This window comes from Bacillus sp. 491mf, assembly GCF_900112415.1.
Lineage (GTDB): Bacteria > Bacillota > Bacilli > Bacillales > Bacillaceae_G > Bacillus_A.
The window spans coordinates 1-13,115 of record NZ_FOLV01000064.1; the positions used below are offsets into that span (position 1 = coordinate 1).

Annotated in this window: 13 protein-coding genes; all 13 read left to right on the forward strand. The window is 42.0% G+C overall.

Annotated elements, in window-relative coordinates; all coding sequences use genetic code 11:
- Window positions 1-744 (forward strand): NADH-quinone oxidoreductase subunit C (locus BM211_RS27430; RefSeq protein WP_091000059.1); only part of this gene is annotated, 744 nt, incomplete at its 5' end.
- Window positions 745-747: 3 nt separating this feature from the next.
- A complete protein-coding gene (gene nuoD, locus BM211_RS24610; RefSeq protein WP_035430609.1) occupies window positions 748-1,848 on the forward strand; it encodes an NADH-quinone oxidoreductase subunit NuoD in 1,101 nt (366 codons plus the stop codon).
- Entirely contained in the window at window positions 1,848-2,849 is a 1,002-nt protein-coding gene (gene nuoH, locus BM211_RS24615; protein WP_035430608.1) for an NADH-quinone oxidoreductase subunit NuoH, read from the forward strand. The genes nuoD and nuoH overlap by 1 nt, the downstream gene beginning before the upstream one ends.
- 21 nt (window positions 2,850-2,870) lie before the next feature.
- Window positions 2,871-3,290, forward strand: a complete 420-nt coding sequence (nuoI, locus tag BM211_RS24620) for an NADH-quinone oxidoreductase subunit NuoI (protein ID WP_020061451.1) — start codon at window positions 2,871-2,873, stop codon at window positions 3,288-3,290.
- A complete protein-coding gene (locus tag BM211_RS24625) occupies window positions 3,287-3,811 on the forward strand; it encodes an NADH-quinone oxidoreductase subunit J (RefSeq protein WP_035430606.1) in 525 nt (174 codons plus the stop codon). The genes nuoI and BM211_RS24625 overlap by 4 nt, the downstream gene beginning before the upstream one ends.
- Entirely contained in the window at window positions 3,804-4,118 is a 315-nt protein-coding gene (nuoK, locus tag BM211_RS24630; protein WP_035430605.1) for an NADH-quinone oxidoreductase subunit NuoK, read from the forward strand. The genes BM211_RS24625 and nuoK overlap by 8 nt, the downstream gene beginning before the upstream one ends.
- A gap of 18 nt (window positions 4,119-4,136) precedes the next feature.
- Window positions 4,137-6,002, forward strand: coding sequence for an NADH-quinone oxidoreductase subunit L (gene nuoL, locus BM211_RS24635; RefSeq protein ID WP_091000060.1), 1,866 nt, complete (start codon window positions 4,137-4,139; stop codon window positions 6,000-6,002).
- A complete protein-coding gene (locus BM211_RS24640) occupies window positions 5,999-7,501 on the forward strand; it encodes an NADH-quinone oxidoreductase subunit M (RefSeq protein ID WP_035430603.1) in 1,503 nt (500 codons plus the stop codon). Before nuoL ends, BM211_RS24640 begins: the two co-directional genes overlap by 4 nt.
- 7 nt (window positions 7,502-7,508) lie before the next feature.
- Complete coding sequence (nuoN, locus tag BM211_RS24645) at window positions 7,509-9,029, forward strand: NADH-quinone oxidoreductase subunit NuoN (protein ID WP_035430684.1); 1,521 nt, start codon at window positions 7,509-7,511, stop codon at window positions 9,027-9,029.
- 130 nt (window positions 9,030-9,159) lie between these two features.
- On the forward strand, window positions 9,160-9,396 hold the full coding sequence (locus tag BM211_RS24650; RefSeq protein ID WP_035430602.1) for a DUF1146 family protein: 237 nt from the start codon (window positions 9,160-9,162) through the stop codon (window positions 9,394-9,396).
- Between the two features lie 79 nt (window positions 9,397-9,475).
- Window positions 9,476-10,165: a YwmB family TATA-box binding protein gene (locus BM211_RS24655; protein WP_231559670.1), complete on the forward strand. Its 690-nt coding sequence runs from the start codon at window positions 9,476-9,478 to the stop codon at window positions 10,163-10,165.
- A gap of 34 nt (window positions 10,166-10,199) precedes the next feature.
- Window positions 10,200-11,504 (forward strand): UDP-N-acetylglucosamine 1-carboxyvinyltransferase, encoded by a 1,305-nt coding sequence (murA, locus tag BM211_RS24660; RefSeq protein WP_035430600.1) that lies wholly within the window; start codon window positions 10,200-10,202, stop codon window positions 11,502-11,504.
- A gap of 203 nt (window positions 11,505-11,707) precedes the next feature.
- Window positions 11,708-12,730: a stage II sporulation protein D gene (gene spoIID / locus BM211_RS24665; RefSeq protein ID WP_035430599.1), complete on the forward strand. Its 1,023-nt coding sequence runs from the start codon at window positions 11,708-11,710 to the stop codon at window positions 12,728-12,730.
- Window positions 12,731-13,115 lie beyond the last annotated feature (385 nt).

Consider the following 13,115-nt stretch of genomic DNA (forward strand, 5'->3'; position numbering starts at 1 on the left):
CTAGCAAAGCAGAAAGAAAAGGAAAAAGAATCAGGTTCGGAAGATAGTGAGAAAGAGAAAGCAATCGCCGCGGCGAAGGCAAAAGCAGCGGCAGCGGCAAAAGCGAAAGCGGCCGCGCTAGCAAAGCAAAAAGCATCTGAAGGTGGAAGCGTAGACGACGAGAAAGAAAAGGCAATTGCGGTTGCAAAAGCGAAAGCAGCAGCTGCAGCAAAGGCTCGCGCTGCTGGGGGAAAGAAAGAGGAAGAAGTAAAAGTAGAACAGCCTTCACAAAATCAGCCGTATTTAGATAGGTACGTTCAGGCAATTACAGTGAAATTTGGCGAAGGTGTGCTAGAAGATTTCTATATTAATAGGTTGTCTAAAGATGTTCCAACGCTTGTTGTGAAAGTAGCGCATTACTATGAGGTGATGGAGCTTTTAAAGAAAGATCCCGAATTGGTATTTAGTTATATGTCAGAATTGCATGCAACAGATTTTGCTACGCATATGGAAGTGTATGTGCATTTATTTTCATATGGTAAGAAGCAATCTGTAGCGGTGAAAGTAAAACTTGATCGGGACGAGCCGAGAGTGCCTTCTATTGTATCGCTATGGAGCGGGGCGGATTGGCCGGAGCGCGAGGCGTATGATTTGCTTGGCGTTGTGTTTGAAGGGCATCCCAATTTAAAACGTATTTTGATGCCTGATGATTGGATTGGTTATCCGCTGCGAAAAGATTATGAGCCGTTTGATGCGGGGGTGTAAAACATGATTCGTACAGAAGAAATGCTTTTAAATGTAGGGCCGCAGCATCCGAGTACGCATGGTGTATTTCGGCTCGTTATTAAAATTGATGGGGAAATCATTAAAGAAGCTACGCCTGTAATTGGCTATTTGCACCGTGGTACAGAGAAAATTGCGGAAAGTTTGCAGTATACGCAAATTATTCCGTACACAGACCGAATGGATTATTTAGCAGCAATGACCAATAATTATGTGATCTGTCACGCTGTTGAGACGATGATGGGGCTTGAAATACCAGAGCGTGCTGAATATTTGCGCATACTTGCAATGGAGCTTGGGCGCGTGGCGAGTCACCTTGTTTGGTGGGGGACCAATTTGCTTGATATTGGAGCGGTCAGTCCGTTTTTATATGCGTTTCGCGAACGCGAGATGATTATTAACCTACTGAATGAATTATGCGGAGCGCGTTTAACGTTTAATTATATGCGCGTTGGCGGGGTGAAGTGGGATGCACCGGACGGCTGGGTTGAAAAGGTGCGTGAGTTCGTTCCGTATATGAGAGAGCAGCTAGCGGGGTATCACGACCTTGTGAGTGGCAATGAAATTTTCTTAAACCGTGTAAAGGGAGTCGGTGTTTACTCGGCAGAGGATGCCTTGCAATATTCGTTAAGCGGAGCAAATCTGCGCTGCACGGGCGTGAAATGGGATCTTCGCAAAGATGAGCCGTACTCGATTTATGACCGTTTTGATTTTGATGTTCCGGTTGGCGAAGTAGGCGATGCTTGGGACCGTTATATTTGCCGAATGGTGGAAATTGAAGAAGCTCTGAAAATTATTGAACAAGCGGTAGAGCAGTTTCCGAAAGAAGGAGCTATTTTAGCGAAGGTACCAAAGATTATTAAACCACCAAAAGGTGAGGCATTCGTGCGAATTGAGTCACCGCGCGGCGAGATTGGCTGTTACATCGCCAGTGAGGGAAAGAAAGAGCCGTATCGCTTAAAGTTCCGCCGTCCGTCTTTTTATAATCTGCAAATTTTACCGAAGCTCTTAAAAGGCGAGAATATTGCAAACTTAATTACCATTTTAGGCGGCATTGATATTGTACTTGGGGAGGTTGATGGGTGATGATACAAAACCTCTTAGAGTCACCCGCAAGCTGGACGAATTTTCTTATCTTTTTCGGATTGGCAACGTTGCTTTTGTTTGTCGTTCTTGGCTTTGTTACATATGGGATTTTAGCAGAACGAAAGGTAATGGGGTTTATGCAGGGGCGTATAGGGCCGAACCAAGTGGGCGGCCGTTTTGGACTCCTGCAAACAGTAGCAGACGTGTTGAAACTTTTGCTAAAAGAAGATACGATTCCGAAATTGGCCGATAAACCGCTCTTCATATTAGCACCGGTCATTGCGTTTGCGCCGGCATTTATGGTACTTGCGGTCATTCCGTTTACAGATAAGTTGCAGTTTGCCGATATTGGCGTTGGCGTGCTGTATTATATTGCAGTCTCAGGTATTACAACAATTGGTGTTGTAACTGGGGGATGGGCGTCTAACAATAAATATTCGTTACTCGGCGGAATGCGCGCCGCAGCACAAATGATCTCCTATGAAATTCCACTTGTGATGAGCGTAATTGGGGTTGTCCTTCTAACAGGTAGTTTAAATTTAAATGATATTGTAGAAGCGCAAAAAGGGGTTTGGTACATTTTCGTGCAGCCAATTGGTTTTATCGTCTTTTTAATCGCAGCTGTTGCTGAATTGAACCGAACGCCATTTGATTTACCGGAAGCCGAATCCGAGCTTGTCTCTGGATATCATACGGAGTATTCGGGATTTCGCTGGGCGTTCTTTATGCTTTCAGAGTATGTGTATTTCTTCGGAATGGCATCGCTTATAACAGTACTATTTTTAGGAGGTTGGCAGCCAATTCCGTTTCTAGCGTTTATTCCGGGAGCTGTTTGGTTTGCTCTCAAATTTAGTGCAGTTGTCTTTCTCTTCATTTGGTTCCGCGTGACGTTCCCGCGTATACGAGGCGATCAGTTAATGGAGTTTGGCTGGAAAGTATTACTGCCAGTAGCACTTGCGAATATTTTCTTAGCAGCATTGATAAAAGAATTGTTCTTCTAATCTAAAGGGGGCAGGAGTACAATGAAGGGATTATTTAAGGGTTTAAAGTATACACTTAGCAATTTAAGTAAGAAGAAAGTAACGTACGACTATCCGAATCAGCCACTACCACTCCCAGATCGCTTTCGCGGTATTCAAAAGTTTTATCCAGAAAAATGTATCGTGTGCAATCAATGCGCAAATATTTGTCCAACAGACTGCATTCAACTAACAGGGAAAAAGCACCCAGATCCAGAGAAGAAAGGGAAAATCATAGACACGTATGATATTAACTTTGAAATTTGTATTCTTTGCGATCTTTGTACAGAAGTTTGCCCGACAGAAGCCATTGTGATGACAAATAACTTTGAGCTAGCTGAATATTCGCGTGATGATTTATTTAAAAACTTACAGTGGCTTGATGAAAATGATCAACATGTGAGAAGGGAGAATAAAGCATGAGCGGCGAGTTAGTAGCATTTCTAGCATTAGCCCTGCTTGCGATCATGGGCGGTGTACTTATGCTGAACTTAACGAAAGTGATGCATATGATGCTCGCTTTAGTGTTTACATTTCTTAGTATTGCCGGGCTGTATTTCATGTTATCGGCAGAATTTGTCGGGGTTGTTCAAATTTTGATTTATTCCGGTGCGATTACGATTATTATGATTTTTGGCATTATGTTAACGAAGCATAATGATCAAGAAAACTCCTGCTTTGGCTGGCGTAAATTCATTGTTTTTCTTGCTGTGGTAATCTTCGGTGCGGTAATGTATTTTGCGGTGAATAACGTCGATTTTGAGAGTGGACGTGTTCAAGATGGCGCAGTGCTTCATGAACAAAATACACGTCAGATTGGGGAATTGTTGTACTCGAAATATATAATACCGTTCGAATTAACGTCTGTTGTATTACTTGTTGCTCTTGTGGGGGCAATTGTACTTGCGAAAAAGGACGAGAAAAAGGGGGATTCGCATGAATAGTATTCCAGCTTCTGCGTACCTGACGCTTGCGATTATACTGTTTTGCATCGGTTTATTTGGAGCATTAACGAAGCGCAATACAGTAATTGTATTGATTTGTATTGAACTTATGTTAAATGCGGCGAACTTAAATTTAGTTGCCTTTAGTAAATTAGGGATGTTTCCAAATTTAAAGGGACAAATTTTTTCATTGTTCACAATGTCTGTTGCTGCAGCGGAAGCAGCGGTTGGATTGGCGATTTTAATTGCTTTATATAGAAACCGCGCGACTGTTAATACAGATGAAATGGATTCGTTAAAGCATTAAGGGGAGGGGGATTTCGTAATGGGTGGTTATGCATGGCTAATACCGCTTTTCCCGCTTGTGTCTTTCGTTTTACTCGTGATGTTTGGTAAGAAGCTAAAAGAAGGAAGCAGCTGGATTGGCATCTCGCTTACGTTTCTTTCATTTGCGTCAGCGGTAGTTGTATTAATAGAGCGGCTATCATCAGAAACGGTAAAACAGCAATGGAATTGGCTCCGAGTAGGGGATGTGAACATTTCTTTTGGATTCGAAGTAAGTGCATTAAACGCATTAATGCTCTTTATTGTCTCACTTGTAAGTTTGCTCGTTCATTTGTATTCGAAAGGGTATATGCACGGTGATGAAAGACTCCATATCTTTTATGCATACTTAGGTTTTTTTACATTTGCGATGCTGGGGCTCGTCATCTCTACTAACTTATTACAGCTGTATATATTTTGGGAGTTAGTAGGACTTGGTTCTTTCTTATTGATTGGTTTCTACTTCTTTAAAGAAGAAGCAAAGGCGGCTGCGAAAAAGGCGTTTATTATGACGCGTATCGGTGATGTAGGCTTGTTTATCGGGATGATTCTATTATTCTGGCAAGTTGGTAGCTTTGATTACGATGTGATTTTTCAGGCCGTACAAGCTGGAGAGATTTCGGGGACGATGATTACAGTAACGGCGATTTTAATCTTCGTCGGTGCGATCGGGAAGTCAGGTCAGTTTCCGCTTCATACGTGGCTTCCGGATGCGATGGAAGGTCCGACGCCAGTATCAGCGCTGATCCACGCGGCGACGATGGTTGCTGCAGGGGTATATTTAGTCGCTACTATGTTCCCGCTTTTTGCAGCGAGCGAAGCGGCGATGCAAACTGTTGCAGTCGTTGGCGGTATTACGGCAATTTTTGCAGCATCTATTGGTATCGTGCAAACGGATATTAAGCGTGTATTAGCGTACTCCACGGTGAGTCAGCTTGGTTATATGATGCTTGCACTCGGTTCGGCTGGTTATGTGGCGGGGGTGTTTCATTTAACGACGCACGCTTTCTTCAAGGCATTATTGTTCTTAGCGGCCGGCAGCGTCATTCATGCGGTGCATACGCAAAACATCGAAGAAATGGGCGGCCTGTTTAAGAAGATGAAAGTGACCGGCTCATTGTTTTTAATTGGAACGTTTGCGATTAGCGGGGTACCGTTATTTTCCGGTTTCTTTAGTAAGGATGAAATATTAGCGGCGACGTGGGAGCGCGGCAATTACGGTTTATTCGTTCTGGCGGTAATTGCAGCTTTCTTCACGGCCTTCTATATGTTCCGCTTATACTTTCTTGTCTTTACAGGAGAGGCGCAAAGCGAGCAAAAACATGTTCATGAGTCACCAAAGGTAATGACAGTGCCGATGATGATTCTTGGCGTCCTAGCAGTTGTGGGTGGCTATGTGAATACACCTTGGTTCGGAACTTTTCTTGGGGATTGGCTTACAAAAGACGCGGCGTTTCAAGTGAGAGAGGTTCATGGCCCGGCTTGGATTATGATCGTGGCAACGCTCGTTTCATTGGCCGGGATTGGTTTAGCATATTTGATATATAGAAAACGTACCATTTCACGTGATTGGCTTGGCGGGAAGAATACATTCGTATACAGCTTGCTGAAGGAGAAATATTATATTGATGAATTGTATAGGGTAACGGTGCTTCTACTCGTGAAGGGAATTGCATATATTTTATATTTCTTTGAAACGTATATTGTTGAAGGCACGGCGCAGCTTATTAGCGGCATTGTAAAAGGTGTAAGTACGATTGGCTCAAAGCTCCAAAACGGGCAAGTGCAAATGTACGGCACAGTTACAGCGGTTTGCTTAGCTGCACTCGTAGTCATTCTGTTATTGACAGGGGGGTATGGACAATGAGTTCCTTTCTATTATCTTTCTTCATTTTCTCCCCGCTGCTAGGCATTATACTGCTGGCATTTGTACCAAAGAAAGAGGAACGAGCGGCGAGGATTGCCGGTTTAATTGGAACATTACTTCCGCTTGGGGCTGCGCTCTATATCGCAAGTACATATGCAGCGGGAAAAAGTTTAACGATGTTTGCAGAAAAGGTAAAGTGGATTCAATTTGGAAACTTTCCGGGTATAGACAAAGAATTGTTTGCAATTTATTACGAGCTAGGCATTGATGGCTTCTCGCTCGTTATGATGTTTCTTACGGCATTATTGGCGACATTGGCAGCTATTACGGCCTTTTCCGTTACAAAGCACGTAAAAGGTTTCTATGTGCTCTTGCTTATGCTTGAAATCGGCATGCTTGGCGTCTTCGCTGCGGAAAACTTGTTACTGTTCTTCGTTTTCTTTGAAATTACACTGCCAGCTATGTTTTTACTTGTTGGGAAATGGGGCAAATTCAGCAGTGAAAAAGCGGCGTACAGCTATTTAGTTTATAACGGCATCGGTTCAGCGATTTTACTTATTGCCTTTTCCATTTTATTTGCGAGAGCAGGTACAACAAACATTGCAGATTTGCAAGCCGTTTTAGCAGGAAAAGAAATGACAACAGTTGGTGAACTGTCAAACTCCTTGCAGCTCGGTTTATTTATAGCGATTATGATTGCATTCATGATTAAACTTCCAGTCTTTCCGCTGCACCGCTGGATGGTGAATGTCCACGTAGAGGCGCACCCAGCGGTAGTCATGCTGCATGCAGGTGTTCTCTTAAAGATTGGGGCATACGGGATTGTCCGTTTTGGAATGGGACTTTTCCCGGCGCAGTTTGAAACATTCGCGGTTGTTTTAGGAGTTCTAGGAGTGATCAACTTGCTGTACGGGGCACTCTTAGCGCTTGTTCAAACCGATTTCCGAAAGGTGCTCGCTTATTCTAGTATTTCACATATGGGAATTGTATTGATCGGTTTAGCCGCGCTGAACGCAGCGGGAATGAAAGGGGCATTGTTCCAAGTCGTTTCCCACGGTTTAATTGCGGCGCTGTTATTTTTCTTGCTTGGGATAATCGAGCAACGCTTTGGTACTTCTGACATTACAAAGCTTGGCGGCTTAGCGAAGCAAGTGCCGGTGCTTAGCGGATTTTTGTTAGCGGGAAGTATGGCTTCGCTCGGACTTCCTGGAATGTCTGGCTTTGTAAGTGAATTTCTCGCATTTCTTGGCTTGTTTCAAGAGCACCGAGTATTAGCGGCAATTGGGGCAATTGGGATTATTTTAACAGCCGTGTATGTACTGCGGGCAGCTATGCAAGTGATATTTGGAAAAAGCGAGTGCGAAGCGAAGAGCGATATACACGGATCGGAGTATATTCCAGTGGTAATCTTGCTTGCGTGTATTTTAGTCATTGGTATTTTGCCAGATGTACTAGGTGAACCGCTTCGTGACACATTACAGTCGTTAGGGGGTAGATAGAATGGATATGAAAACATTACTAGACTTATCATGGTATTTAATGACCCCGGAATTTATCCTGCTTGGCGGGGCTATTCTTCTATCACTTCTTGATCTGTTTGTAAAACAAACGTTTCAGCGCCGAAATTTAGCGTATGGGGCAATTGGAACGGTCATACTTGCACTTGTGGCGCTCGTTACATTGTACGGTGCACCAACTGGAGGAATTTTAGAAGGAACTTTTGTATTAGACGGATATTCAAAAGCATTTAAAACGCTCTTATTGCTCGGCGGCATTCTTGTATTGCTGCTTGCGATGAGCGATGATGATAAGCAGCCGATTGAAGACTTGGGAGAATATTATTACTTATTTTTAACGGCGCTTCTTGGTGCGATGTTTATGGCTTCTAGCAGTGATTTCATTACACTGTTTATCGGTCTTGAGTTATTGTCTTTGTCTTCGTATATATTAGTTGGCATTCGTAAAAATTATAAGGCTTCAAATGAAGCGGCAATGAAGTATGTCATAAATGGTGGGATTTCTACGGCAATTACGTTGTTTGGGATGAGCTATTTATACGGACTGACAGGCTCAACAAATATTTTAGAGATGCAGCGCTTGTTCGCGCAAGGTGTGGGCGGCGATATACAACTTTTGCTGTCGCTTGCGTTTATCCTGCTTTTTGTTGGTTTGTCTTTTAAAATCGCGACTGTCCCATTTCATATGTGGGCACCTGATGTGTACGAAGGAGCAGCAACTCCTGTTACAGCACTCTTAGGAACGGTATCGAAAATTGCTGGATTTGTAATGATTGTTCGCATTTTCTTAGTTGTTTTCGGGGCGACTCCTGCTTGGCAAGGGGCAGCATCACTACTTAGTAATATGAGTATTTATATCGCTGTTCTTGCTGGTGTAACGATGATTGTTGGGAATAGCGTTGCTTTAAAGCAACATAATATAAAGCGAATGCTTGCATATTCAGGAGTGGCACATGCCGGTTATTTACTCGTACCGCTTGTTGCGATGTCGCCATTTCTTATGGATAGTATGTGGTTTTATATGCTGGCTTATGTATTGATGAATGTCGGGGCATTCGCAATTATCCATGGAATAATCTTACAAACAGGGCAAGAAAATATATCTGCTTTTGCTGGTTTATATAAACGATCACCGTTTGCGGCGATTATGATGACAATTTTTATTTTATCACTCGCTGGTATTCCTGGGACAGCTGGATTTATCGGGAAAATTAACATCTTTTTAGGGGCCTTTATCGCCGAGCCAGCTCATTACGTGCTCGCATCAATTATGATGGGAACAACGGTTATTTCATTCATCTACTATTTTCGCATCTTGCAGCAAATGTTTTTTCGTCAGGCAAAAAGTGAGGAGCGTATCATTCTTCCGGTTAACCTAAAAATCGTTGTAAGTCTTTGTACGATTGCAACAGTTGGGCTCGGTATATTGCCAGCGAGCGGTTACAATTTCTTTTATCACTATTTTCCTTTTCTGAAAGATTTCTTCTTTCTTGGGGTTATGGTACAATAATACAAATTGAAAGTGTAGAGCATAAACTCTACACTTTTTATTTTGGTAAATTTTCATTTACTACATATAGTGGTAAATAAGTTTGGTTCATACGGACAGTTTCCCGTTAGAGCAGGAGGGTCGATTTGTTATGGCACAAATTTTAGGTCAACAAGCACTTATTGCAATTGTGTCGCATTTACTGTTTATTACCATTACGTGGTGGGCCTTGCAAGGTCTTCACTTAGAACGTTTAATGAAGCCAGGGAAAGTGATGCAAACGAGGGTGATTCTTATTCTTGTAACGATTGCCATTGGTGCATCTGTAAGTAATTTTTTCCTTGATTATTTAGGTTATTCAAAGAGTTTAACATACCTTGTAAAGTAAAAAAATACAACGTATAGAACCATCCTTCTCCGTCAACAATGGGGACTAGGAGGGGATGAACGTGAAAAAAATACAAGCCATGATGTTGATTGTCGTGAGTTTGGTTATATTTTTAGTTGGATATCGGGAAATGAAGCCTGTGAGTGATCAGGAAAAAATGGAGAGTATGATAGCTGCTTTAGAGAAGAACGGTACGGATGTTCAGCGTTGGTCTTGGTTAGCAAGAGAAACGAAGGAAATTTCAAATATACATACATTTGAAAAAGAATTAAAACAACTGAAAGAACGTGCGGATTTAGAAGAGTGGCAAATTGAGAAGTCTAAAGATGGTTACAAAGCGATTGCACAAAAAAAATTTTCTTCTTATGAAGAAAGACTAGTAGTTACGTGGACAATGGAAAATACTAAAGAAAACACTTTCATTATATATGAAGTGAGCGGAAAAAAGTGGGATCCTAAATATATTAATAAAATGAATAAAATTTTTAATACAAAACCAAAAATTTATACTTGTATTCAAGGTGCGCTCAGTGATAAGATTGAAGGTGTTTTGCAAGATAAGGTAAATGAAGTTTTGAAAGATCTTTCAGCAAAAGTGATTGAGAAAGTAGAAGAAAGAGCATTTGTGTCAGTCTCCGCATATAATAAAAAATGGAATGACGCTCTTTCAACAAATAAAGAGAAAATCAATGTGCAAATAGCAATACGTTCTACGAACAGCAAGAATACAATTGTGGTTGGCACACCGATCATAACTTCTGAGTATTGAATAGATGTGAAAAAAGGACACGGAGGGGAATAACTTGGAAAAGATCATCGTCCGTGGCGGAAAGCGGTTGAACGGCACAGTGCGCGTAGAGGGCGCAAAAAATGCTGTATTACCTATAATCGCTGCAGCCCTATTAGCGAGTGATGGAAAGAATGTACTATCTGAAGTACCAGAATTATCAGATGTATACACAATTAATGAGGTATTACGTCATTTGAATGCAGAAGTATCTTTTGCAAACAATGAGGTAACAATTGACGCATCAAAAGAACTAAACATCGAAGCACCATTTGAATATGTACGTAAAATGCGTGCGTCCGTTCTTGTAATGGGGCCACTTTTAGCACGTAATGGTCGTGCACGTATTGCGCTTCCTGGTGGATGTGCAATCGGTTCACGTCCAATTGACCAACATTTAAAAGGCTTTGAAGCAATGGGAGCAAAAGTAAAGGTTGGTAACGGATTTGTTGAAGCGTATGTAGACGGTAAATTAAAAGGTGCGAAAATTTACTTAGATTTCCCAAGCGTAGGGGCAACTGAAAACATCATGTCTGCCGCTGTATTAGCAGAAGGAACAACAGTGATTGAAAACGTAGCAAAAGAACCAGAAATCGTAGACTTAGCGAACTTCTTAAATGCAATGGGAGCAAAAGTACGCGGTGCTGGAACTGGCACAATTCGCATTGAAGGTGTCGATAAATTATATGGTGCAAACCATTCTATTATTCCTGATCGTGTAGAAGCGGGAACATTTATGGTTGCAGCAGCAATTACAGGCGGAAACGTTTTAATTGAAAATGCTGTACCAGAACATTTACGCTCTATTACAGCGAAAATGGAAGAAATGGGCGTTACAATTATTGAGGAAAACGAAGGTATCCGTATTATCGGCCCTGAGAAGTTAAAAGCGGCTGACATTAAAACGATGCCACACCCAGGATTCCCAACAGATATGCAATCACAAATGATGGCATTATTATTGAAAGCAAACGGCACAAGCATGATTACAGAAACAGTATTCGAAAACCGTTTCATGCATGTGGAAGAGTTCCGCCGTATGAATGCAGATATTAAAATCGAAGGTCGTTCTGTAATTATGAATGGACCAGGTAACCTGCAAGGTGCTGAAGTAGCTGCAACAGATTTACGCGCTGCAGCAGCGTTAATCTTAGCTGGTTTAGTATCTGAAGGCCATACGCGTGTAACAGAATTAAAACACCTTGACCGCGGATATGTAAACTTCCACGGCAAGTTAGCTGCATTAGGTGCAGATATTGAACGTGTAACTGAGCGAGTAGAAGAAGTAGTAGAACAACAAGTATCTGATCTTCACGCTTAATAAAGGTAGCTTCTATGCAAAGGCATGGAAGCTATTTTTTTTCATGTACTCTTATTGTTATAGTCAAGAAACATAATATTTATGCCTGCCTCATTAAAAATTCTAAAAATTTAAACATAAAATAGATGAAAAAGAACGTGTTCTAAATGCTTGTCTTACTCCATAAGAATGAAATGAGTCCAATTTCATAGTGGAGGAAGATCATGAAAACGACAAAGCCCATTATCCTCATCATAACGCTGCTAATAGCGTTAGTGATTATCGTACCAAGTTTGCTTGTTTTTCCGTTTGGGAAAGTGAAAGAAGGGAAGGAACATTCACCTTCTGCCCCTAAGTCCGTGCAAGACGTACCGGCTCCCCCTCCTACAAAAACCGATGTGCAAGTATCTGTGTATCGCAGTCAGCAAAAAAAGACCGAAACGGTTTCAATTGAAGACTATGTTGCCGGCGTTGTCGCGGCAGAAATGCCAGCAAACTTTGAAATGGAAGCATTAAAAGCACAGGCATTAACAGCGCGTACATTCGTTGTGAAGCGTATGTTAAGCGGACAGAAGCTTCAAAATAAAGCGGATGTAACAGATACGGTAGAAAATCAAGTGTACAAAAGTAAAGCGGAGCTAAAAGAACAGTGGGGCAAAGAGTACGAAGGGAAAATGAAGCGGATTGAAGAAGCAATATCAAAAACAGCCGGACAAGTTTTGACGTATGAAGGCAGCCCGATTACAGCGTCATTTTTCTCAACAAGCAATGGCTATACAGAAAATGCCGCAGACTATTGGGGCAGTGACTACCCGTATTTAAAAAGTGTAAATAGTCCTTGGGATCAACAAGCACCGAAATTTACGAGTGAACAAACTTTTACTGTTGCTGACTTTCAAAAGCGCCTTGGCGTAAAAGTGTTGACAAACGGAAATGTTGGCAACATTAAGGACCGCACAGAAGGAAAGCGCGTTAAGGAAGTTAACTTTCAAGGAAAGACATTAACAGGGAGAGATGTAAGGGACAAATTAGGCTTACGCTCCTCTGACTTTACGTGGAAGCAGCAAGGCGATCAAATTATTATCACAACGAAAGGTTATGGTCACGGCGTCGGAATGAGCCAATACGGTGCAAATGGAATGGCGAAGGAAGGAAAGGTATACACAGACATTGTGGCCCACTATTATAAAGGTATAGCAATTTCAACGTTGAATCAGTATGAGGGGAAATTGACGGCGAAGAAGTGAAGGCATAGCGCGGCGGCGCTATGCTTTTTTATGCATGGGTGTCTCGTTTTGTCGAATCGCCGATAAAGTGAAACTTCCGTCAGTGGGGGTTTTCTTCATCCCCCACTGACGGTTAGTTGAACCAATCGGGCTTTTACGGGCAGTTATCCCCCACCTATCTTCTTTGCTTCTCTCTGAATCTTGAGGTGGGGGTCTTACTGCCCGTTAATGCGGGATAAACGGTAGCACAGGTACGAAACATCGTCTTGTATGATGTAACTCCTTGTCAGACTTTGTAGAAAAGGAAAGAAAGGTTGTTAGTTTTTGCCTAGGTTTGTCGTGTTATAATACAGTTATATCTTTAGATATACAATGTTGATAGGGGGAACGAAAGATGATGATGGAT

Coding starts and splice junctions, on each gene's coding strand:
- nuoD (WP_035430609.1), top strand. CDS start 748: ATGATTCGTACAGAAGAAATGCTTTTAAATGTAGGGCCGCAGCATCCG.
- nuoH (WP_035430608.1), top strand. CDS start 1,848: ATGATACAAAACCTCTTAGAGTCACCCGCAAGCTGGACGAATTTTCTT.
- nuoI (WP_020061451.1), top strand. CDS start 2,871: ATGAAGGGATTATTTAAGGGTTTAAAGTATACACTTAGCAATTTAAGT.
- BM211_RS24625 (WP_035430606.1), top strand. CDS start 3,287: ATGAGCGGCGAGTTAGTAGCATTTCTAGCATTAGCCCTGCTTGCGATC.
- nuoK (WP_035430605.1), top strand. CDS start 3,804: ATGAATAGTATTCCAGCTTCTGCGTACCTGACGCTTGCGATTATACTG.
- nuoL (WP_091000060.1), top strand. CDS start 4,137: ATGGGTGGTTATGCATGGCTAATACCGCTTTTCCCGCTTGTGTCTTTC.
- BM211_RS24640 (WP_035430603.1), top strand. CDS start 5,999: ATGAGTTCCTTTCTATTATCTTTCTTCATTTTCTCCCCGCTGCTAGGC.
- nuoN (WP_035430684.1), top strand. CDS start 7,509: ATGAAAACATTACTAGACTTATCATGGTATTTAATGACCCCGGAATTT.
- BM211_RS24650 (WP_035430602.1), top strand. CDS start 9,160: ATGGCACAAATTTTAGGTCAACAAGCACTTATTGCAATTGTGTCGCAT.
- BM211_RS24655 (WP_231559670.1), top strand. CDS start 9,476: ATGATGTTGATTGTCGTGAGTTTGGTTATATTTTTAGTTGGATATCGG.
- spoIID (WP_035430599.1), top strand. CDS start 11,708: ATGAAAACGACAAAGCCCATTATCCTCATCATAACGCTGCTAATAGCG.